The organism is Bacillus sp. FSL L8-0358 (assembly GCF_038593095.1).
Lineage (GTDB): Bacteria > Bacillota > Bacilli > Bacillales > Bacillaceae > Bacillus > Bacillus subtilis.
Genome location: NZ_CP151962.1, coordinates 1,640,370 through 1,662,837, shown reverse-complemented (window position 1 = coordinate 1,662,837; position 22,468 = coordinate 1,640,370). Strand labels below are relative to the sequence as shown.

Genomic DNA, 22,468 nt, shown 5'->3' with positions numbered 1-22,468 from the left:
AGTTTTTATCTTGTCAAAGCGGCGATTAACTTTTTCCAAAATACGCTAAATATCATCCAATTTATTCTGATATTGTATATGAACCCTATTTTAAGGAGGATTTTCATGAAAAAAATCGGTTTATTGTTTATGTTATGTCTGGCAGCCCTGTTTACAATAGGTTTCCCGGCACAGCAAGCAGACGCTGCTGAGGCACCTTATAAGGCCTCAATCACAAATATCAGCACAGATGGAGGGGTATACGGTAAAATCAATTACAAGGTCAATATTGGCGAGTCAAGTACAATATTACAGTAAGCGGCAAATTACTCGACCAAAACGGACAGCCAGTGCCAAACGCGCCCGTAAGATTTGAAGCGGACACGAAGGTCGGAAACACAACACAAACTGCTTCAGGAACAACTGATGCAAACGGAACATTTGAGGTTCCAATGTATTTGGGGCCAGCTGCTGGGTATTACACGTATTACACATCTGTTTCTGTTCATTACTATGACATCATCCCATTCAGAGTTTTTTCAGGTGAATCAAGACTGGTATCCACTGATAACAGCCTTTATCATTTCGCCTATCAAGTAAGAAGATAAAAAAGAAAAGGCCCCAAGATGTAGGGGCCTTTTTCTTAATCGTCGGCTTTTTCCACTAAATCTGAAAAGAGTCCGTACACATAGGATTCTGGATCAAATTCCTGAAGATCATCAACTTTTTCTCCTAAACCGACTAGTTTAACCGGGATGTGAAGCTCGTTGCGAATCGCAAGGACGATACCGCCCTTTGCCGTACCGTCAAGCTTCGTTAAAGCAATGCCGGTAACATTTGTTGCTTTAGAGAACTCTTTTGCCTGAGCCATTGCATTTTGGCCGGTCGTGGCATCAAGGGCAAGCAGCACCTCATGCGGAGCTTCAGGAACTTCTCTTTCGATAACACGTTTTACTTTTTCAAGCTCTTTCATGAGATTTACTTTGTTTTGGAGACGACCTGCCGTATCACAAATTAATATATCGGCATTTCTTGCTTTCGCAGCATGAACAGCATCGTAGATGACAGCCGCCGGATCGCTTCCTGCCGTCTGCTTAATGACAGGCACTCCTGTACGCTCTCCCCATACTTCCAGCTGTTCAATGGCTCCCGCTCTAAAAGTGTCTCCGGCGGCAAGTACGACAGATTTTCCTTCTTGTTTCATTTTATGAGCAAGCTTTCCGATCGTTGTTGTTTTCCCGACGCCGTTTACACCTACCAGAAGGATTACGTTTAAACGCCCATCTTGGATGTTCAGTTCTGAAATTTGCTCATCTCCGCTGTTATAAATCTCGACCAGTTTCTCAGAAATCACTGACTGGACTTCCTTTGGATCTTGAATATTTCTGCGTTTGACTTCTTTTTTCAGCTCATCTATTAATTCCATAACGGTTGTAAAACCGACATCCGCGCTGATAAGAACCTCTTCAAGCTCTTCAAAGAAATCCTCATCCACTTTACGGTAACGGGATACAAGATCATTCACTTTGTTTTGAAAGGAGTTTCTTGTTTTTTCAAGGCCATCCTTAAACTTTTCAGATACGGAATCTGTCTGTTTTGTGATTTTCTCTTTTAATTTTTTTAAAAAGCTCATCTTTTAACCTCTTTCCTCGTTACTGAACGAATTCTTTTGTTTCTTCCAGCTTAACGGAGATTACCTTGGAAACACCGGATTCCTGCATGGTTACGCCATAAAGCACATCCGCTTCCTCCATCGTTCCTTTTCTGTGGGTAATCACAATAAACTGGGTATCACTGCTGTATTTTTTTAAATACTGCGCAAACCGGAACACATTCGCTTCGTCGAGCGCAGCCTCTACTTCGTCAAGGACGCAAAACGGCACTGGACGAACCTTTAGGATTGAGAATAAGAGCGCTATAGCAGTAAGCGCACGCTCTCCGCCTGACAGGAGGTTTAAGTTTTGCAGCTTTTTCCCCGGCGGCTGAGCGATAATCTCGACTCCTGAATGAAGCAGATCGTTAGGATCGGTGAGCCTCAGTTCAGCTCGCCCTCCGCCGAATAAGGAGCGGAAAACTTGATCAAAGTGTGAGCGGATTTGGACGAATGTGTCGTTAAAGCGCTTCGTCATTTCTTCATCCATTTCTTCAATCACTTGGAACAAGGTATTTTTCGCTTCTGTTAAATCTTCTTTTTGTTCCGACAGAAACTTGTACCGTTCGTTGACCCTCTCAAACTCATCTATGCTTCCGAGGTTCACGGTACCCAGCTCTTCAATTGCGAGTTTAATCAGCTTCACGCGCTTTCTGGCTTCCTCTGGATCAGTTTCAAGCTGATATTTCTCTTTTGCCCCCTCAAAGGACAAGCTGTATTCCTCCCGTAAGTATTGGAGTAAATTATCAAGCTCGACTTCCATCCGTCCGAGTTTGACTTCTTCGTCTTTTAAGAGCGTTGTTTTTTGTTTATACAGGCGTTTCATTTCTTTCAGCTCACGCTCATACGTATCAAGCCCATGCTGAAGCTTGATGCGCTGATCGCGCCTTAATGCAATCAGTTCGATCGTTTTCGTTTTGTCATTCAATTTATGTTTTGCTGCTTCTTCCAGCTTTTCTTCGCCGCTGGTGCTAGATGACATCTCTGACGTTAAGAAGCTTAAGTCTTCTTTTGCTTCTTTTAACGCAATCTCTGTTTCAGTGAGCTCTTTCTTTAATCTGGCAAGGTTGTCCTCTTCCCCCTTGCATGCCTGCTCTTTTTTGGCCGCAGCGATCTTCAGCTCAGTCAGCTCGTTGGAGAGAGACTCTTTCGTTGAGGATTGCGTTTGTTTTTGTTTTGTCAGTTTGTCTATGTCCTCTTCAAGCTGTTTCATCTTTTCAGAAACGGCAGAGAGCTCTTCTTCAAGCTTGCGTTTGCGCGCTTTTTTCTCTTCATCGCTTTCTGACAGAGCAGATTTTTCTTGGTCATAGAGCTCTAAATGGGTATTGATATTTTTCTCGGCAACTTGAAGTTCGTACAGCTGGCCTTTCACATCCTGCTGCTTTAACCTTAAGCCTTCCCCGGTTTCTCTTAAGTCAGCCAGTTTTTTCTCCATATCCTGAATGGATTGCTTAAGGGTTTTGACCTCTTGTTCAAGCAGTGCTGTTTTCTCTTCCATTTCAGCGAGCCGTTTCGTCACATCTTCTAGCTCCCGGCTTCTTCCAAGGAGGGAGTTATTTTTCTTTTTAACCGCGCCGCCCGTCATTGAACCACCGGGGTTCACAACATCTCCCTCAAGGGTTACGATGCGGTACCGGTGCCCGAGAAGCTTCGCAAGCTCGTTTGCACCCTTTAAGTCCTCTGTGATCAGAACGGTTCCAAGAAGATTCTGGATGACGCTTCGATACGCAGAATCAAATGTGACAAGTTCACTGGCAACCCCGAGAAATGATGAATGCCGGGCGGCTGTTTCCACGTCACGGCTTTGAAGCTGGCGGTCTCTAATAACAGAAAGAGGCAGAAACGTCGCCCGGCCGAAGGAATTCTGCTTTAAATATTGAATCGCTTTTCGGGCAGATTGTTCATCGTCGGTCACGACATGCTGAGCAGAAGCGCCGAGCGCTATTTCAATGGCCGTTTCATACTTCTGTTCTGTAGAAATCAGCTCAAGAACCGCTCCGCGAATTCCACCAAGGCGCTTTTTCGCTTTCAGCACTTCTTTAACACCTTGATAAAAGCCGGAGAAATCTCCCTGCATCGTCTCAAGCATGTCCTTTTTTGATCTCGCTTGCTGAACGTATTGGTATGCCTGATACAGAGCGGATTCATTTTTTTCGTATTGGCGCTTTTTCTGCTCATATTTTGTCTGCATATCACGATATGCACCGACTTGACTGTGAATCTCCTGCTCAATTCGAGCAAATTCCGTTTCACATGCGGCTTTACGCGCAGAAATATCACGCCGTTCCTGCAGGTGCTTTTCATTGTTGTCCGCAAGTCTTTGCAATGTGACAGCGGATTGAGACATCTGGTCATCAAGAAGCTGGAGTTCGTTGCGTATCGAAGCCTGGCTGTTTAACAGCTCAAAATAATCACTTTTCAGCTGCTCGATTTTCTCTTCGACATTTTCATTGTGAAGACTGAGAGCCTGCTGTTTTTCTTTTACTTGCGCCCTTAACTGCTTCACCTCAGCCTGAAGCGTTTCGAAGACAGCTTCCTGCTTCGATAGCTCTTCTTTCAGAGCCGTTTCTTTTTGCTGGAACTGAACGATAGCTTCTTCAAGCTGTTCTTGGTTTTGTACAGCGTTTTTCTTTCGTTCTTTCAGGACTTCTTTACGGCCTTCAAGCTTTTCCAGCTCTTCACTAGTTACCAGTAAAACTTGCTGGAGCTCATCTACTGACTCATCAAGCGCTTGTATTTTGTCCCTTGTATCCTCAATCTTTGCTTCTTTCGCAGAAATAGCAGACGATTCAGCAAGCTCTTCTTCTTTTGCCATCTGCACTTTCTCTTTAAGAGTCGACCATTTACCATGCAGCTCTTCGATATCATAGGCAGTCAGCGCAATTTCAACATGCTCCAGCTCTTTCTTTTTCTCAAGGTAGTCTTTCGCTATTGAAGCTTGAATTTTAAGAGGTTCAACCTGTCCTTCAAGCTCATGTAATATATCTTCTACCCGATTTAGATTATCCTGTGTCTCAAACAGTTTATTTTCTGCTTTTTTCTTTCTCGTTTTATATTTAAGCACCCCGGCCGCTTCTTCAAAGATACTGCGGCGATCCTCCGCTTTGCTGCTCAGGATCTCTTCCACTTTCCCTTGGCTGATAATAGAAAATGCTTCTTTACCAAGGCCAGAGTCCATAAATAAATCAATAATATCTTTTAACCGACATGGCTGATTGTTAATCAGAAACTCACTCTCACCTGATCTGTACACACGTCTTGTGACACTCACCTCGTGGAAGTCAATTGGCAAGAAATGATCATCATTATCAAGAGTAAGCGTAACTTCAGCTAGATTTAATCGCTTTCTTGAATCACTCCCGGCAAAAATAATGTCCTCCATTTTTCCGCCGCGAAGAGAGCGTGCCGATTGTTCGCCGAGAACCCAGCGAATGGCATCCGTGATGTTGCTTTTTCCGCTTCCGTTCGGCCCGACAACCGCTGTCACGCCTTTAACGAAGTCTACGGAAATCCGTTCTGCAAATGATTTAAATCCTATAACGTCTAAACGTTTGAGGAACATAGCGATCCTCCTTATGTAATAAGTATTTCAATTCTATCATAAACATTGGTGAAATAAGACGGCATACATACTGAAATCCCCCTGAGTCATAAGGGGGATTTTATTGTTTCGTATGGTGTTTTTGCAATTTAGCTAAAGCTTCCTGAGCAGCGTGCTGTTCGGCTTCTTTCTTTGAACGGCCGTTTCCGACTCCGAGTGGTTCACCTTTTAGAGATACGATGGCTTCAAATTCACGGTTGTGCGCAGGTCCTTTTTCGTTGGAGATTTTATACTCCAGAGAGCCTTTGCCGTCCCGCTGCACGTATTCCTGCAGCTGGCTTTTGAAATCCATCACATGAGAAAAAGCACCATCGTTAATTTTAGGGAACACATAAACTTTTAAGAAACTTTCGACCGGCTCTAATCCCTGGTCAAGATACAAGGCTCCGATAAATGCCTCAAAAACATCCGCCAATAGAGCAGGACGCTTTCTTCCGCCTGTCATTTCCTCGCCTTTACCCAACAGGACAAGATCGCCGAATGACAGCTCGTGAGCCAATGAAACGAGAGACGGTTCGCAAACAATTGCGGCTCTCAATTTCGTCAAATCTCCTTCACTCATAGCCGGGTATTTGGCAAATAAGAATCTGGAGATCGTCAGTTCCAAAACAGCGTCACCTAAAAATTCAAGCCTTTCATTATCTTCATACGGCTTTTTCCGATGCTCATTCACATAAGATGAATGTGTAAATGCTTGATACAAAAGCTTTTCATTTTGAAAGTGAACCGAAATCCGTTCTTGAAACTCTTTAAATTGTTCTACTTTTTTATAGAACCTTTTTTTATCTTTATAATGTGAGTGTTTTGACATAGTAACCTCCATAGGCACATCAGGTTCACCGCGCTTCTCTGACTAAACCGGATACAGCGCGCGTAAAAGCGGCATGCTGTAATAACTGCACGAATAAAGGGCTAAAGCCCCGCGTTTCGGCGGGACTTTTAGCATCAGCTTATTGCTGGTTTTGTATGTAGTTCACAGCGTCGCCGACTGTTGCAATCTTTTCAGCATCTTCGTCAGAAATCTCCATATCAAACTCGTCTTCAAGTTCCATAACAAGCTCAACTACATCTAGGGAATCAGCACCTAAGTCTTCCTTGAAAGAAGCTTCAAGTTTGACGTCTGCTTCATCAACGCCAAGGCGATCTACGATGATTTTCGTTACACGCTCTAATGTGTCTGCCATAGCAATTCACCTCCCCTCAAGTATTATAGTGGATTCGTTTTTAAAAAACTAGAGAAACTATGATGAAATTTTCGAGAAAAAACTTACATCACCATTCCGCCGTCAATATGAAGCGTTTGGCCTGTCATATAACGAGCTCCCTCTGAAGCTAGGAATGTGACAACACTGCTGACATCGCTAGGATCACCAAAGCGCGCGAGCGGAATTTGTTTCAGCATTTCGTCTTGAACGTCTTTTGCAAGTTTATCTGTCATATCAGTTGAGATAAATCCTGGCGCTATTGCGTTTACCGTAATATTTCGGCTGGCGAGCTCTTTAGCAGAAGACTTGGTTAAACCGATGACGCCGGCTTTTGCAGCCACATAGTTGGCTTGTCCAGGGTTTCCGCTGACGCCGACGATAGACGATACGTTAATAATGCGGCCTGAACGCTGTTTCATCATTTGTCTTGTAACAGCTTTTGTGCAGTTGAAAACACCCTTCAGGTTAATGTTAATAACGTCATCCCATTCGTCTTCTTTCATTCTCATGATGAGATTGTCTCTTGTAATCCCGGCATTATTAACCAGAATGTCAATCGTAGAAAAAACTGATAGCGTTTCTTTTATCATGTTTTGTACATCTTCGGGATTTGATACATCCGCTTTGACAGCAATTGCGTTTCTGCCCATAGATTTGATTTCATCTACCACTTCATTTGCTTTCGCTTCATTGCCGGAGTAATTCACGACAACATTTGCTCCGCTTTTTGCCAGATCAAGGGCGATTGAGCGGCCGATTCCGCGGGATGCGCCAGTGACAATAGCCGTTTTATCATTAAGCATTATCATTCTCCTCCTTAAGCGTTTGAATTGCCAGCTCGATCGTTTCCGGATCTGATACAGCAATTGTTTTTAACCGTCTATTTACTTTTTTCACAAGGCCTGAAAGCACTTTTCCGGGACCGATTTCGATAAAAGTCGTAACACCCTCTGCGATCAGCTTGTTAATGCTTTCCTCAAAACGAACCGGAGAATAAAGCTGCTCAATAAGTTTTTCTTTGATATCTGCTTTTTCAGTCATCACGTCAGCAGAAACATTTGAGATGACCGGAACGTCAGCGTCTTTTATGTCACAGGCGTCCAATACCTCTTTCAGCTTTTCAGCAGCCGGTTTCATCAGTTCAGAATGGAACGGACCGCTTACTTCAAGCGGAATTGCGCGTTTTGCTCCGTTCTCTTTTGCCAGTTCAGATGCAAGCTCAACCCCTTTAGCTGTTCCGGAAATGACGATTTGGCCAGGACAGTTGAGATTCGCAAGCTGTACAAGGTTGCCTTCCTCTGTGACTTTATCGGTTACTTGCTTTAATGCTTCAGCATCCATGCCGAGAATCGCAGCCATTGCTCCTTCGCCAGCCGGCACCGCTTCATTCATAAACTCTCCGCGCTTTCTGACGGTATAAACAGCATCTTTGAAAGACAGAGCGCCAGCCGCAACCAGTGCAGAATATTCACCAAGGCTGTGTCCTGCTGTGAAATCAGGTGTAATGCCAGATTCTTTAAATTTCTCAAGAACAGCGATGCTTGTCGTAAGCAAAGCAGGCTGCGCATTGTATGTAAGTGTTAATTCTTCAGCAGCACCCTCAAAAATAAGCGAGCTGAGTTTTGTTTCCAACGTTTCATCGGCTTCATCAAACAGACGCTTTGCAGCAGGCACCTGCTCATAAAGCTCTTTCCCCATGCCGATAAATTGTGATCCCTGACCCGGGAATAAAAATGCAATCTTACTCATGATGTAAAAACCTCCAGACTACTCATCTGTTTTTTCTTCTTTCACTTCTTCCTGAATGAGCGCAGCCACATTTTGGCTGACCATCTCTCTTGCTTGCCGAATCGCATGGAATACAGCATTTGAATCTGAAGAGCCGTGCGCCTTGATCACAGGGGCTTTTAAGCCAAAAAGACTTGCTCCGCCATAATTCGAATACTCCATTTTCATTTTCATTTCTTTCAATTTTGGCTTCAGCACAGCTGCTGCAAGCTTTGATGTCAAAGTAGACGTCATTACGTCTCTCATCATTTTAAAAATAGACAACGCAGAGCCTTCCAGCGTTTTGAGTGTAACATTCCCGGTAAAGCCGTCTGTTACTACAACATCCGCCACATCATCTAAAAGGTCTCGCGCTTCCACGTTTCCAATAAAATTGATGTTTGCTGTTTCTTTTAAAATTTGAAACGTCTGCTTCGTCAGTTCGTTTCCTTTTTTATCTTCTGTTCCGACATTTAAAAGTCCGACTCTCGGTGAAGTGACACCGCGCACTTGCTGAGAATAAACAGAACCCATGATGGCATATTGAACGAGGTGCTCCGGTTTGGCATCGACATTGGCGCCGACATCAAGGAGAAGAAATCCATCTCCCGAAACAGTCGGAAGTGTCGGGGCAAGCGCCGGACGGTCAATTCCTTTAATTCTTCCGACAATAAAGAGACCGGCTGTCATTAATGCACCGGTATTTCCTGCTGAAATGCAGGCGTCAGCTCTGTTTTCCACAACCTCCTGCGCCATAAGAACCATAGATGAGTTCTTTTTTCTTCGCACGGCACGGACCGGTTCATCCGTAGGCTCAATCACTTCATCTGCGTGCAGCACCGTGATGCGATCTGATGTAGTTGTTAAATGTGATTCTATCGTTGTTTTGTCACCGACAAGTGTGATATGGAGATCATCAAATGCCTCTATACCTTTTATAACTCCGTCAATAACAGCTTTGGGAGCGTGGTCTCCTCCCATTGCATCTACAGCTATTCTCATGCATGCTCCACCTTTATGAATGTTTTGAACGATACATGTCAAAGCGTCCAGAAAAAACAATTTCTTCGCCAACGTAGCTGTTCACTTCGACAACCGTTCTTCCTTTTTCTTTTTCGACAGCCGTCACTTTCGCTTTTGCTACGACACGTTCTCCCTGCTTTACCTGTCTTGTAAAGCGGATGTCTGCACTTGCAGTCAGCGCCAGCTCGTCATCAATGACTGCAACGGCCAAAGAATTCGCCTGTGCAAATAAATGGTGTCCTCTCGCAATCTGATTCCGGCTGAACACGTGCTCCTGTTTTATTTCTAAAATGGATATCGCCTGATCATCCAGCTCAAGGTCAATAATTTCTCCGATAACTTCATCAAGTGACAGGGACTTCACTTCGTCCTCAAGTGTTTTCTCTGCCACGTTCTTAATTCTTTCTCTCAGTTCAGGTATGGAAAGCTCTAAGCGGTCCAAACGTATCGTCTGGATGCTCACCCCGAATTTACCCGCTAATTCTTCATCTGTAATAAAGGGGGTTGCTTGAATCGTCTGCTGAAGTAATTCCTGGCGTTCTCTCTTATTTCTTCTCATATCTAAACACCATCCGGACAATTAAGACTAGGTACTAATAGTAGTATATAATTTCATAGATTGGAATGCAACGATTGTTTCTGGCTGAACACCAAAAACTTCTGATACTCAGCTTAATTTTTCCCCGTCCATTACTCCGCTCTTCAGCAATTCATCTCTTAACACAGCGTATTCCGGCTCCTTCCAGAACGCGTCAGAAGCCACAAGATTCGCAGCATCCTGCCTTGCCGTTTCAAGCGCTCTGTAATCATGAACCATGTCCGCCACTTTAAATTCCGGCATTCCGCTTTGTTTTTTTCCGAAGAAATCACCGGGACCTCTCAGTTCCAGATCCTTTTCAGACAGCTCGAAACCGTCATTGGTCTCCGACATGATCCTCATCCGTTCTTTCCCTGTTTCTGATTTTGGATCAGCCATCAGAATACAGAAAGATTGATGCTCACCCCGTCCAACACGGCCGCGCAGCTGGTGAAGCTGTGATAGTCCGAAACGGTCGGCGTCATAAATCACCATAATCGTTGCATTCGGAACATTCACGCCAACCTCAACAACAGTAGTTGATACGAGAATTTGACAGTGATTTGCGGTGAATTCTCTCATGACCTGGTCTTTTTCATCGGAATGTAGCTTCCCATGCATAAGGCCGACATTCCATTTTCCCCGAAAAATATCAGAAAGCATATTGTACACGTCAATGGCGTTTTGCACATCAAGCTTGTCTGATTCTTCAATCAGCGGACAGATGATATAAGCCTGCCTGCCTTGCTTTAATTCTTTTTCGACAAATGCCAAAATACGATCCAGCATGTCATGTTTTACCCAATAGGTTTCAATTCGCTTTCGTCCAGCCGGCATCTCATCAATGACAGATACATCCATTTCACCGAACACTGTGATCGCTAATGTTCTTGGGATTGGAGTGGCTGTCATAAAGAGAACATCGGGATCCTGCCCTTTGTTCCGAAGCTTTTTGCGCTGCTCAACTCCAAATCTGTGCTGTTCATCAGTAATAACGAGACTCAGCGCCTTAAACTCCACCTCGTCTTGGATTAAAGCGTGAGTTCCTACAAGAATATCAATCTCACCCGCCGCAAGACGCTCAAGCAGTTCTTTTCGCCGCTTCCCTTTAACAGAGCTTGTCAAAAGAGCAACGTTGACGTCCCATTTTTCAAATAGCGAAACGAGCGAATCAGCATGCTGCTCGGCCAGAATTTCTGTCGGCACCATGAGCGCTCCTTGGTATCCGGATAGGATCGCGGCATACAGTGCAATGGCGGCGACTGCCGTTTTTCCTGATCCAACGTCCCCTTGAAGAAGACGGTTCATTCTGTATGGAGAAGACATGTCTGCTGTTATTTCGCGAAGAACGCGTGACTGGGCGTTTGTGAGGGGAAACGGGAGGCTTTTGATAAATCTCATGAGTTCTTCGTTTGAAAAACGCTGCCGTATCCCTTGTGTCTGCTCTCTTTCCGCCTTTCGGAACGCCTGCATTTTCAACTGAAACAACAAAAATTCTTCATAAACAAACCGCCGTCTGGCAAGCTTTAATGCTTCCCTTGTTTCAGGCTGGTGCATTGCTTTTAACGCCTGATAATAGTCAGGCAGTTTATAGCTTTTTCTTAGCTTTTCCGGAAGAGGATCAGGAAGTGAGTCTGCATATTGAGTCAGCGCCTGCTGAATAAAGCGCCTCATCATTTTGACGGTAACATTTTCTTTCACAGAATACACTGGTTCAATGCTTTTGTCTTCTTGATGCGGCCCGTTTTTCAACTCCTGAACAGAGATGGTTTGGCGGTGCTTGTCCCATTTACCTGAAACCGTCACCACAGAGCCGAGCGAAAGCTGCTTCTTCAAATAAGGCCGGTTAAAACATACGGCTGTGATTAAATAGTGGCCGACCAGAAGCCTGAATGTCAGCCTGTTTCGTTTTTTTCCGTAATAGGTAAGAGAAGGCTCTGAATGAACCTTCCCTTCGACTGTGACTCTTTCATCATGCTTTACTTCTTCTAAATCCCTCAGCTCGTAGTCATCATAGCGATAAGGGAAATAATTCAGAAGATCAGAAATGTCATAAATACCGAGTTCGTGTAACGTTTTTTCTGTTTCCGGCCCAATACCCTTAATGTTAGCTATACTAGTTTGCTGATGTTGTTTCACGTGAACCTAGCGCTCCTCCGAAAATTTTTTTCTCTAATTCTCTTCCTGTCGGTGTTGCCGCTAAACCGCCCTGGCCTGTTTCTCTAAGTGCAGTTGGCATCGTTTGGCCTATTTTATACATGGCATCGATAACCTCATCACATGGAATACGACTTGTAATGCCCGCCAATGCCATATCAGCGGCAATCATCGCATTTGACGCGCCCATCGCATTCCGTTTCACGCAAGGCACCTCAACAAGCCCTGCAACAGGGTCGCACACGAGGCCTAGCATATTTTTTAATGTAATGGCCATGGCCTCCGCGCTTTGTTCGGGTGTTCCTCCTGCCATTTCAACAATGGCCGCAGCCGCCATGCCTGAAGCTGATCCAACCTCTGCCTGACATCCTCCGGCGGCGCCGGAAATACTTGCGTTATTAGCCACGACAAATCCGAAAGCCCCGGCTGTAAACAAAAAGCGGATCATTTGTTCTCTTGTTGGATTCAGCTTTTCTTTTACAGCAAATAACGTACCGGGCACCACACCGGCAGAACCTGCAGTCGGTGTCGCACAGATGGTTCCCATTGCTGCATTTACTTCATTTGTTGCAACGGCTTTCGATACAGCATCTAAAATCAGCGGGCCAGACAGGCTTTTTCCAGATCGAATATAGGCCTGCAATTTAACGGCATCTCCGCCTGTTAAGCCCGTTTGGCTCGTAACTCCCTCGAGTCCTTTCTGAACCGCCGCTTCCATAACAGACAGGTTATGATCCATCTGCTGAAAAATGTCCTCTTTTGTTTTTTCTGTTACTTCCATCTCTTGAGCTATCATCACATCAGAGATCAATATTTGTTTTTCTTTAGTAATCTCAATTAATTCTTTTACATTACGAAACATAACTGGCTCCTCCTGACCCTTTCGCTAGTCAGCAATCTTTGTCACTTGAATAATATTCGGCAGCTTCGACAGCTCGTCGAGAATATGGTCGTCAATATTTTGATCGACCTCTATTGTCATCAGCGCAAGCTGGCCGATATCTTTCCGGGCTACTTCCATATGTCCTACGTTGATTGAAAATTTCGCCAGAACATTGGCAACACCGGCAATTGTGCCAAATTTGTCATTATGAACAACTAATATGGCCGGATGATTTCCTGACAGCCGGAGCTCAAAACCATTCAATTCTGTGATTTCAATCTTTCCTCCGCCAATCGAAATACCCGTCAGTTCCAGCTCACCCTTTTCATCAGAAATGGTGATTTTTGCTGTGTTCGGATGGACCGGGACTGCGTCTTCTACCCGAAACTCTATATCAATTCCTTTAGCTTCTGCAATTTGTATAGCGGTTTTAATCCGTTCATCGAATGTATCAAAATCAAGCAATCCGCCGATAATCGCGACATCTGTGCCGTGGCCCTTATACGTTTCCGCAAACGAGCCGTAAAAAGATACAATGATGCGCTCAGGCTCTCTGCCAAATAAACTTCTGGCCACTCTCCCGATTCTAGCAGCTCCCGCTGTATGAGAGCTGGACGGACCGATCATAACCGGGCCGATAATATCAAAAACGCTTCTGTATTTCATGCTATTCCTCCTTATGAACCAGAGCTTATTAGCGCTTTGCTTCTAGACTAATTGATCAGATATAAAATGGCAAGCGGGCGCGTTACAGCGCTGCCGCACTTAAAAGCAGACATAAGAATAGAAGGGCAAATTGCCCTTCTATTCTGCAGAAACTATATACGAATACAGAGGCTGTTTCCCATTGTGGATCTCAACCTCAATCTCCTCGTACTTTTCACTGAGAAACGCTTCAAGCTGCTCAGCTTCTTCCTGAGACGCATCCTCACCATATAGAATGGTCACGATTTCATCATCTTCTCCGATCATTTCTGACAGCAGCATTTTCGCGGCTGACAGCTGATTTTCAGAAGTGCCGATAATCGTTCCATTCAGAATGCCCATAAAGTCGCCTTTTTTAATATCTTTACCGTCAATATGAGTATCTCTGACTGAGAATGTCACCTGTCCGCTTTTTACTTGCTGAATGGCACTTAGCATATTGGCCTCGTTCGCTTCAGCTTCTTGATCCGGGTTAAAAGCCAGCAGGGCTGACATCCCTTGCGGAACCGTTTTAGCAGGAATGACAAAAACCTGTTCATCCACTACACTCGCCGCTTGGTTAGCAGCCATGATAATGTTGGAGTTGTTAGGCAGGATAAATACCGTATCTGCATTTACAGACTTCACGGCATCAACAATATCCTCAGTGCTTGGGTTCATGGTCTGGCCGCCTTCGATCACAACAGAAGCGCCAATGCTTTTGAACAGGTCTGAAATTCCTTCTCCCATCGCCACAGTCACAATGCCATACGGCTGTTTTGCCGGCGGTGTTTCGTTGTCTGCAGGTTTGCTTTCTTGACTGATGATAGAGGTATGCTGTTCTCTCATATTTTCTATTTTTATTTTGATCAATTCACCGTAATGCTGGGCGTAGTTTAACACGTTTCCCGGCTCTTCAGCATGAATATGAACCTTCGCCAGCGATTCATCCGCAATCACAAGCAGAGAATCTCCGAACTGGCTGAGGTCTTGCCTGAACGTGCCTTCGTCGAATTCTCTTTTTGTCTGATCAAGCCTAACCATCACTTCGGTACAGAATCCAAATTCAATATCTTCGGTATTCATCATGCTTTGCGCGCTCTTGTGATGCTCTGCGCTGACCATGTCGTCAAGTGACGGAAGAACTGCTTTCTGAGGTACAGTTTCACCTTTTAATGAAGCAAGGAAACCTTCATACACACAGAGCAGGCCTTTGCCCCCGCTATCGACAACTCCTACTTCCTTTAGGACAGGTAGCAATTCAGGGGTGCGGTTTAAAGACGCCTCTGCTTCTTCTGTCACTGCAGTCATCAGCGCAGTGATATCGGTTTCTTTTTCTGCTAAGATCATTGCTTTTTTTGCAGCGTCTTTTGCAACTGTTAAAATGGTGCCCTCTACAGGTTTCATGACAGCTTTATACGCCATGTCTACACCTGCTTGCAGCGCAGCGGCAAACTCAAGTGCATTAATTTCTTTTTTCGTTTCAATGCTTTTGCTAAATCCGCGGAACAATTGGGATAGGATAACTCCTGAATTTCCGCGTGCTCCCATGAGCAGCCCTTTAGATAACGCGGAGCCCACCTTCCCGATATCATCCGTATCCATTTGTTCAACTTCTCTTGCTCCGGAAGTCATCGACAGGTTCATATTTGTTCCCGTATCACCGTCCGGCACCGGAAACACGTTCAGTGCATCAACTGCACTGGCGTTTTGAGACAGATTCTGCGCTCCCGCAAGAATCATCTCGGCAAAGGTTCTGCCGTTTAATGTTCTGATAGACAATCCTACTCCTCCTAACTACGGGTTTGTCACTCGTACGCCTTGGACATAAATATTGACAGAATCCACTGCCAGTCCGATGGTTTGATTTACTGTGTACTTTACTTTTGTTTGGACATTATGTGCCACTTCAGAAATTTTCGTGCCGTAGCTGACAATGATATACATGTCGATATGTATCTGTTCTCCTTCTTGGCGAACTTGGACACCCCTGCTGAAATTCTCTTTCCGAAGGATTTCAGTCAGTCCGTCTTTAATCTGGTTTTTAGAGGCCATGCCGACAATGCCGTAACAGTCAACCGCCGCGCCTCCTGCAACCATCGCGATGACTTCATTAGATATATCAATCTGTCCGTACTTCGTTCTTAATTCAATGGACACACTAGTTCCTCCTTCGAATGCATAGAGTTACAGCTATTCTACTATATGGTTTCCATTATGAAAAGACCAGGCAATAATCGCTGGCCGTACCTCTACATATACTATAGCGCTGCTGTTTCCGCAAGATGTCAAGTGAATTTTCTTGAAAGATGATGAAACAATAGTTGCAAACGTTTTTTAGCTGTGGTAAATTATTTAAAGTATCCATATCGAAAGCATCTAAGATTATATGAATGTTAAAAAGTAGATGTTTTGTGCAAGTGAGGAGGGAAACAAATGGCACGTAAATGCGTTATCACAGGTAAAAAAACAACAGCTGGGAATAACCGTTCTCACGCAATGAACGCTTCTAAGCGCACTTGGGGCGCGAATCTTCAAAAGGTTCGTATCCTTGTGAACGGAAAACCTAAAAAAGTATATGTATCTGCTCGAGCTTTGAAATCCGGTAAAGTTGAGCGTGTATAACAAAATGAACGCCTGCCCCGATATGTGGCAGGCGTTTTTATGTGGTGAAAGAGGGCTTTGAACCCCTGGGCATTAATCTTTTCTAAATGAGCCCAGCATCGCCCGGACAATTCCTCCTAAAAACTTCGGCAATTTAATGGTGTAAAATTTCATTTTTTGTCCCCTCCTATAACGTCCCGTAACCGCCTTGTTCATTGTTTTCAGCAATTGAATGAAAGCACATGCTTAATCCGTGCTTCTTATCATTATTAATATGCCTTTTGCAAACGAAAAAGTACCTCGTGAATGAATGAGTTCGTTACTAATACATAGTGTTGAACCGAGCGTAATATGACAATTATTTAGAGGATATTTAAAACCGGTCAGGGTCAGCTCATGTATGTCTTCGGAAAACGGTATGAAGGAGATATATCGCTTATTTTCATCCTTCTCAATATCATATTCACCAGGAGGGAACATTTGAATATGATTTTGTTTGTCTATCAGCCTAATTTTTATGTTCGTTTTTACACCTCTATACAGAAGCTGAATGTTTCCTAAAAAATGATCAGCTCTGCCGCCTGTAATGCCGAAAATCTGAATAATATCCGGCTGCTTTTCCAGCGCCCAATCAAGGGCGAGGTCTAAATCTGTTTGATCTTTTTCTGCTTGATACACATGAAGGGCGGGAGCGGCTTTTTCTATTCGCCGGCGTTCTTGCTCTGTTATGCTGTCAAAATCTCCGAAGGCTTCAACAGGAATGATCCCGGCATCTAAGAGAGTGACGGTGCCTTTGTCAACACCGATCCAAAGCGTGTGTTCATCCGTATAGCCGGTTAGATCGGGAATGAGATTTTTCGGGCCTCCCGCAACGATATTAATTTTTTTCATCTCTGATTCCTTTCTCTGCATACAGGAAAAAGAGCTTAGGCTATTGTATGCCCAGCTCTTTTCTAAAGCTGCTTATTTACTTCCTTTGATTTCAGAAATTGCTTTTTTGCGGTCAGACTGGCCATAAACAGCTGAACCGGCAACGAGTAAATTTGCGCCCGCTTCAATGACGAGCGGAGCGGTTTCTTTGTTGACGCCGCCGTCTACTTCAATTAACAGATCTTTTTTTCCTTTTTCATCCGCCATTCGCTTAACCTCTTTTATTTTAGGAAGGACTGAATGAATAAATTTCTGCCCGCCGAAGCCCGGGTTCACCGTCATTAAAAGAACAAGATCGAGATCGTCGAAAACATGCTCGATGACTTGTACAGGGGTATGCGGGTTTAGAACTACTCCGGCCTTCACTCCTTGCTCTTTAATGAGCTGGATGGTACGGTGCAGGTGCGGACATGCCTCAGCATGCACAGACAGGATATCTGCGCCTGCTTTCGCAAAAGCCGGGATATAACGATCCGGCTCTTCTATCATTAAATGGACATCGAGCGGCAGATCCGTTACCGGCCGGACTGCTTCTACAATCAGCGGACCGATTGTGATATTCGGGACAAAATGGCCGTCCATAACATCAATATGAATACAATCGGCTCCGCCTTTTTCTACATCTTTAATCTCATTGCCTAAAGCGGCAAAATCAGCGGAAAGAATAGATGGTGCAACCTTTATCATTATGCTAATACCTCGGCTTTCTGTCTTTTATCTCCGTCATAAATTCAACATAATGGTCATAGCGATACTGCTTTAATTCCCCGTCTTCAACAGCTTGTTTCACCGCACACTTCGGCTCTTTCAGATGTAAACAGCCTCTAAATTTGCATGAAGAGCTTTTTTCTCTGATATCAGGGAAGGTATAGCCCAGCTCTTCTTCCTCAATGTCTGTAAATTCAAGCGAGCTGAATCCCGGTGTATCTGCAACCAAGCCTCCGGACGTGTGAATCAGCTCCACGTGGCGGGTTGTGTGTTTCCCGCGGCCCAAATGCTCGGAAATCTCGTTTGTTCTCAATCCGAGCTCCGGACTGATCGCGTTGAGAAGCGAGGATTTTCCAACACCGGACTGACCGGCAAATACCGTTGTTTTATCCTGAAAATGTGGGATGATGTCCGCTAAACTGTCTTGGTCCTTAGAGGAGGTAAGGTATACGTCATAACCAATATTCCGATAGTCTTCTGCATAGGCTTGTATCGTTTCTTCTGTATCTTGATCTTCAATCAGATCCATTTTAGTAATGCATATAATCGGCTGAATATCGTTGGCCTCAACGAGAACCAGGAAGCGGTCGAGCAATGCCGTGTTGAAAGAAGGCTGAACCGCTGAGAAAACCAGGACCGCTTGATCAACGTTGCAAATTGGCGGCCTGATAAGCTCGTTGGTTCTTTCTTTAATTTCCATTAGATATCCTTCTTTGTCATTTTCAGCTTGATACACAACGTAATCACCGACAAGAGGGGTAATTTTGTTTTTTCTGAAAATGCCTCTTCCTCTGCATTGTATTACTTTATCTGAATCCTCTGATTCATCCAGTACATAGTAAAAGCCGCTTAGCGCCTTAATAATTTTGCCCTCAGGCATATTTTCCCTCCTTGTTATTCATCTTTCGGATACTCAATGGTTTTGTAGCTGACAACTTTATTGTTTACCATTACTTGATAGTACCCTTTTTGGCCGGGTTCAATCTTTAGTTCGATCGTTCGTTCAGTCGGCTCTTTTATCTTAAATTCTTCGTAAGTGTCAGAGATGCTGTGATCCGCATCGTCAACCGCGATTTGCACTTGAAGCTCGTCCCCTTCATTTTCTGGTTCGTAGGGGATCTTGACCTTTTCTTTCACTGTTTTCGCAGGTTTTTTCTCTGGTCCGAGAGAGAATGTCACTTCAACTTCGTTTCCCGGCTTTACTGCCGTACCTGCTGCTGGTTTTTGTTTGACAACCTGTCCTTCTGGAACATCATCTGAGTATGCTTCTTTTTCTACAAGCTTCAATCCGTTGTCTTCCAGATATCCAGACGCTGCTTCTTTACTGTAGGTTTTCAAGTCTCTAAGCGTAATGTCTTCGGGTCCGATACTGACTGTAAGTTTGACTTGATCTTCACTCGGGACAAGCTCAGTCCCTGCTGAAGGGTTTTGGTCAATGACAGTGCCCGCATTTTTCTCGTCATTCACTTCATTTACCGTTACATGTTTAAACCCTTGGTCCTTCAACGCTTTTTTTGCCTGGTCGACCGTTTGGCCTGTCACATCACCGATCTCCGTTTTTGCTTTTCCGGTGCTCTTATAAAGGGTGACCGTGGCGCCTTCTTTGACTGTGGTATCCGCTTTAGGGTCCGTTTTTACCATCAGGCCCTCTTCAATTTTTTCATCTGAGATTTCCAACACCTCGGAATCAACCTGTAAACCTTCTTTTTCCAAGAGCCCTGCGGCTTTTTCGTATTCCATTCCGGAGACATCAGGTATTTTGACATCCTTAGGCATGAAAAGCGATGGAAAAACAGTGACCGCAAGAATTCCAGCTGTGATAAAAACGAGGCATATCGTGAGCAAAACCCACGGCCACTTTTTTCTTTTGCCGTTCTTCTTTGTTTTGTTTTCTTGTGCGTTTGTCACTTCAGCTTCTTTTTCGCCAGCAGCTTTAGCGAGTTCTTCATCTTTAATGATAGGTATCGCTTTTGTCATTTCTTCATCTTCTTGAATCGTAAATCTCTTTTCATTGAGTCTGTCGGCATCAAAAGCTGTTTTTATGTCTGCGTCCATGTCTTCAGCCGTTTCATAGCGATGAAAAGGATCTTTGGCAGTTGCCTTGAGTATGATGTTTTCAACGCTTTGGGGGACTGATGGATTCCACCTTTTTGTCGAAGGAGTTTCCGCTTGAAGATGCTTCAAGGCGATGCTGACTGCTGACTCTCCATCAAACGGAATACGGCCGGTTAAAAGCTCAAATAGAACGATTCCAAGCGCATAAATATCCGATTTTTTTGTGGCTAAGCCGCCCCGGGCCTGTTCAGGTGATAAGTAATGGACCGAGCCCAGAACTGAATTGGTATGGGTGATTGTGGTCGAACTTAGTGCCGTCGCAATTCCAAAATCCGTTACTTTGATATTTCCCATATGATCAATCAAAATGTTATGCGGCTTGATGTCTCTGTGAACAATCTGGTTTTGATGGGCATGAGCGATGGCTGAGACAATTTGCTCCATGATGTTCAGCGCTTCTTTAGGGTGAAGCGGCCCATTTGCTGTTATGTATTCTTTAAGCGTCATGCCTTCAACGTATTCCATGACAATATAATAAATATCATCTTCCTCGCCCAAATCGTAAATGCTGACAATATTCGGGTGATCGAGGCTTGATGCGGATTGGGCTTCTCTGCGGAAACGTCTGATAAATTCATTGTCATTTGCATAGTCAAACCGCAGGATTTTAATTGCGACTTCACGGTCTAGAATGATATCCTCAGCTAAATACACGTTGGCCATTCCCCCGCCGCCTATAACGCGGAGAATTTGGTAACGCCCGCTGATCCGCTTGCCGATTAGCACTGATCTTCACCCTCTTCAACATGTAAAGCAAGCTCAAGCAAAACTGCTGTAATGTTGTCTTCCCCGCCATTCTGGTTGGCTTTGTCCACAAGCAGGTTTACTTTTTCCTGAGGAGCTGAATCGCTTTGCAGGATGTCTTTTAACTCAGTGCCTTCCACTTTATTCGTCAGTCCGTCAGAACATAGAAGCAGTTTGTCTCCGGGTTCTATATCAAAGGAACGGGTGTCAATGCTGACTGACTGGTCTGTTCCAAGCGCCTTCGTCAACACATTTTTTCGCGGATGATGTTCAGCGTCTTCTCTGGAAATCTCTCCAGTGCGAACCAGTTCATTTACAAGCGAATGGTCTTCTGTCACTTGAACGAAATCATCGTCCTGAAGCAAATAGCATCTGCTGTCTCCGATATGGGCAATAGAAACCGTTTTTCCCGTAAAAAGCGCACATACAATCGTCGTACCCATGCCTTGGCATTCTTCGTGGGCTTGAGCGTGATCGTATATTTTGCTGTTTACCGAAAGAATCTGTTCAATGAGCCATTTTTCACATTCCGAGGGCGCAGTTGGAATCGTCTCTGCTTCATTCCATTTCTCCCCCATGGCTTTCACAGCCATCTTGCTCGCAACATCTCCAGCAAGATGGCCGCCCATGCCATCAGCGACAACCGCTAATACAAATTCATCTTTCCCCTTGAATATCCCCGCATCATCTTCATTATGCTGGCGGATTTTTCCTGTATCTGTTTTTAAGGCTGTTAACAACCCTCATCACCTCGTCTCGTCTTGACGCTCCTTCGCGCGAAGCTGACCGCAGGCTGCGTCAATGTCATGTCCTTGCTCTCTTCGGATTGTGACATTTACTCCGCGGGATTTCAGCGTTTTTTCAAAAGCAAAAATCTGATCACGCGGTGTGCGCACATAGTCCCGTTCAGGCACGTAGTTTACCGGAATCAAGTTCACGTGGCATTTGACTCCTTCCAGCAAGTCGGCAAGCTCTTCGGCGTGTTCCACCTGGTCGTTTACGCCTCCGAACAGCCCGTATTCAAAGCTGATACGGCGTCCTGTTTTATTAATATAATATTTAACGGCTTCCATTAGATCAGGCAGTTTATATGCTCTGTTAATCGGCATCAAACGGCTTCTGATTTCTGTGTTCGGCGCGTGCAGAGAAATTGCAAAGTTAATCTGCATTTGCTGATCAGCAAATTCGTAAATTTTCGGGATGATTCCACTCGTAGAGACCGTAATATGGCGAGCACCGATATTCAGGCCCTTGTCATGGTTAATGATTTTCAAGAAAGCGAGCATTTCGTTAAAGTTATCAAAAGGTTCGCCGATTCCCATGATCACGACAGAGCTGACGCGTTCATCCGTTTCATCAAGAGCTTTTTGCACTTTGACTACTTGAGCGACAATTTCTCCCGCTTCAAGGTTTCGTTTTAAGCCTCCAAGCGTTGACGCGCAAAATGTGCAGCCAATACGGCAGCCGACTTGTGTCGTTACACATACAGAATTGCCATACTCGTGTCTCATTAAAACGGTTTCGATGGTATAACCGTCATGAAGCTCAAACAAAAACTTCATCGTACCGTCTTGAGAGGTTTGTTTAACAGCCGTTTTCAGCGTTGTTAACACAAAGTGAGTGTTTAATTTCTCACGCAGATCCTTTGAGAGGTTTGTCATTTCTTCAAAAGAAGATACGCGTTTTTCATATAGCCATTCAAAGATCTGAGCCGCACGGAACGGTTTCTCTCCGTTGTCTGTCAGCCATTGTTTAATTTCATCTAATTCAAAAGAATAAATAGACGGACGCTCTGTCCGCAATTCTTTTCTTACTTTTGTTTTATTAAGTTCTGCCATTG

At 44.4% G+C, this 22,468-nt stretch carries 21 protein-coding genes and 1 pseudogene; 2 read left to right on the top strand and 20 right to left on the bottom strand.

All coding sequences use genetic code 11. The annotated features are described in order from the left end of the window. The first annotated feature begins 105 nt into the window (after nucleotides 1-105). A pseudogene (locus tag NYE49_RS08660) lies at nucleotides 106-587 on the top strand (Ig-like domain-containing protein). Between the two features lie 35 nt (nucleotides 588-622). On the opposite strand, the gene ftsY reads toward NYE49_RS08660, so the two are convergent. The 13 genes from ftsY to NYE49_RS08595 all read right to left on the bottom strand — a co-directional run bounded on the left by ftsY (nucleotide 623) and on the right by NYE49_RS08595 (nucleotide 15,687). Beyond that, nucleotides 623-1,612: a signal recognition particle-docking protein FtsY gene (ftsY, locus tag NYE49_RS08655; protein ID WP_047182606.1), complete on the bottom strand. Its 990-nt coding sequence runs from the start codon at nucleotides 1,610-1,612 to the stop codon at nucleotides 623-625. A 19-nt stretch (nucleotides 1,613-1,631) separates the two neighbouring features. Then, entirely contained in the window at nucleotides 1,632-5,192 is a 3,561-nt protein-coding gene (smc, locus tag NYE49_RS08650) for a chromosome segregation protein SMC (protein ID WP_047182605.1), read from the bottom strand. A gap of 100 nt (nucleotides 5,193-5,292) precedes the next feature. After that, nucleotides 5,293-6,042, bottom strand: coding sequence for a ribonuclease III (gene rncS, locus NYE49_RS08645; protein WP_047182604.1), 750 nt, complete (start codon nucleotides 6,040-6,042; stop codon nucleotides 5,293-5,295). A 139-nt stretch (nucleotides 6,043-6,181) separates the two neighbouring features. After that, nucleotides 6,182-6,415, bottom strand: a complete 234-nt coding sequence (acpP, locus tag NYE49_RS08640; RefSeq protein WP_003154310.1) for an acyl carrier protein — start codon at nucleotides 6,413-6,415, stop codon at nucleotides 6,182-6,184. Between the two features lie 83 nt (nucleotides 6,416-6,498). Beyond that, nucleotides 6,499-7,239 carry a 3-oxoacyl-[acyl-carrier-protein] reductase gene (gene fabG, locus NYE49_RS08635; RefSeq protein ID WP_015383645.1) on the bottom strand — a complete coding sequence of 247 codons (741 nt, stop codon included), beginning with the start codon at nucleotides 7,237-7,239 and terminating at the stop codon, nucleotides 6,499-6,501. Beyond that, nucleotides 7,232-8,185 carry an ACP S-malonyltransferase gene (fabD, locus tag NYE49_RS08630; RefSeq protein ID WP_015383644.1) on the bottom strand — a complete coding sequence of 318 codons (954 nt, stop codon included), beginning with the start codon at nucleotides 8,183-8,185 and terminating at the stop codon, nucleotides 7,232-7,234. Before fabD ends, fabG begins: the two co-directional genes overlap by 8 nt. A gap of 18 nt (nucleotides 8,186-8,203) precedes the next feature. Then, complete coding sequence (gene plsX / locus NYE49_RS08625) at nucleotides 8,204-9,205, bottom strand: phosphate acyltransferase PlsX (RefSeq protein WP_047182603.1); 1,002 nt, start codon at nucleotides 9,203-9,205, stop codon at nucleotides 8,204-8,206. Nucleotides 9,206-9,218: 13 nt separating this feature from the next. Continuing rightward, a complete protein-coding gene (gene fapR, locus NYE49_RS08620) occupies nucleotides 9,219-9,785 on the bottom strand; it encodes a transcription factor FapR (RefSeq protein WP_003232044.1) in 567 nt (188 codons plus the stop codon). 108 nt (nucleotides 9,786-9,893) lie between these two features. Then, nucleotides 9,894-11,942: an ATP-dependent DNA helicase RecG gene (gene recG, locus NYE49_RS08615; RefSeq protein WP_047182602.1), complete on the bottom strand. Its 2,049-nt coding sequence runs from the start codon at nucleotides 11,940-11,942 to the stop codon at nucleotides 9,894-9,896. Beyond that, a complete protein-coding gene (gene sdaAA, locus NYE49_RS08610; RefSeq protein WP_003232049.1) occupies nucleotides 11,920-12,822 on the bottom strand; it encodes an L-serine ammonia-lyase, iron-sulfur-dependent, subunit alpha in 903 nt (300 codons plus the stop codon). The genes recG and sdaAA overlap by 23 nt, the downstream gene beginning before the upstream one ends. A 24-nt stretch (nucleotides 12,823-12,846) precedes the next feature. Next, the gene (gene sdaAB / locus NYE49_RS08605) at nucleotides 12,847-13,509 is read right to left on the bottom strand and encodes an L-serine ammonia-lyase, iron-sulfur-dependent subunit beta (protein ID WP_003232050.1); all 663 of its coding nucleotides are present in this window, start codon (nucleotides 13,507-13,509) and stop codon (nucleotides 12,847-12,849) included. 138 nt (nucleotides 13,510-13,647) lie between these two features. After that, on the bottom strand, nucleotides 13,648-15,309 hold the full coding sequence (locus tag NYE49_RS08600) for a DAK2 domain-containing protein (protein ID WP_042975756.1): 1,662 nt from the start codon (nucleotides 15,307-15,309) through the stop codon (nucleotides 13,648-13,650). A gap of 15 nt (nucleotides 15,310-15,324) precedes the next feature. Next, on the bottom strand, nucleotides 15,325-15,687 hold the full coding sequence (locus NYE49_RS08595) for an Asp23/Gls24 family envelope stress response protein (protein WP_003232054.1): 363 nt from the start codon (nucleotides 15,685-15,687) through the stop codon (nucleotides 15,325-15,327). 276 nt (nucleotides 15,688-15,963) lie between these two features. On the opposite strand from NYE49_RS08595, the gene rpmB reads away from it, so the two are divergent. Then, nucleotides 15,964-16,152: a 50S ribosomal protein L28 gene (gene rpmB, locus NYE49_RS08590; protein WP_003221548.1), complete on the top strand. Its 189-nt coding sequence runs from the start codon at nucleotides 15,964-15,966 to the stop codon at nucleotides 16,150-16,152. A gap of 72 nt (nucleotides 16,153-16,224) precedes the next feature. On the opposite strand, the gene spoVM is transcribed toward rpmB, so the two are convergent. The 7 genes from spoVM to rlmN form a co-directional block, all read right to left on the bottom strand. Beyond that, nucleotides 16,225-16,305 carry a stage V sporulation protein SpoVM gene (gene spoVM, locus NYE49_RS08585; protein ID WP_003221545.1) on the bottom strand — a complete coding sequence of 27 codons (81 nt, stop codon included), beginning with the start codon at nucleotides 16,303-16,305 and terminating at the stop codon, nucleotides 16,225-16,227. A 72-nt stretch (nucleotides 16,306-16,377) separates the two neighbouring features. Beyond that, nucleotides 16,378-17,022 carry a thiamine diphosphokinase gene (locus NYE49_RS08580; RefSeq protein ID WP_047182601.1) on the bottom strand — a complete coding sequence of 215 codons (645 nt, stop codon included), beginning with the start codon at nucleotides 17,020-17,022 and terminating at the stop codon, nucleotides 16,378-16,380. A gap of 72 nt (nucleotides 17,023-17,094) precedes the next feature. After that, on the bottom strand, nucleotides 17,095-17,748 hold the full coding sequence (gene rpe / locus NYE49_RS08575) for a ribulose-phosphate 3-epimerase (protein WP_015383636.1): 654 nt from the start codon (nucleotides 17,746-17,748) through the stop codon (nucleotides 17,095-17,097). Between the two features lie 4 nt (nucleotides 17,749-17,752). After that, nucleotides 17,753-18,649, bottom strand: coding sequence for a ribosome small subunit-dependent GTPase A (rsgA, locus tag NYE49_RS08570; RefSeq protein WP_047182600.1), 897 nt, complete (start codon nucleotides 18,647-18,649; stop codon nucleotides 17,753-17,755). A 14-nt stretch (nucleotides 18,650-18,663) separates the two neighbouring features. Continuing rightward, nucleotides 18,664-20,610 (bottom strand): serine/threonine protein kinase PrkC, encoded by a 1,947-nt coding sequence (gene prkC / locus NYE49_RS08565; protein ID WP_047182599.1) that lies wholly within the window; start codon nucleotides 20,608-20,610, stop codon nucleotides 18,664-18,666. Further along, the gene (prpC, locus tag NYE49_RS08560; protein WP_047182598.1) at nucleotides 20,604-21,368 is read right to left on the bottom strand and encodes a protein-serine/threonine phosphatase PrpC; all 765 of its coding nucleotides are present in this window, start codon (nucleotides 21,366-21,368) and stop codon (nucleotides 20,604-20,606) included. Before prpC ends, prkC begins: the two co-directional genes overlap by 7 nt. A gap of 6 nt (nucleotides 21,369-21,374) precedes the next feature. Further along, on the bottom strand, nucleotides 21,375-22,466 hold the full coding sequence (gene rlmN / locus NYE49_RS08555; RefSeq protein WP_014476780.1) for a 23S rRNA (adenine(2503)-C(2))-methyltransferase RlmN: 1,092 nt from the start codon (nucleotides 22,464-22,466) through the stop codon (nucleotides 21,375-21,377). Nucleotides 22,467-22,468: the final 2 nt, after the last annotated feature.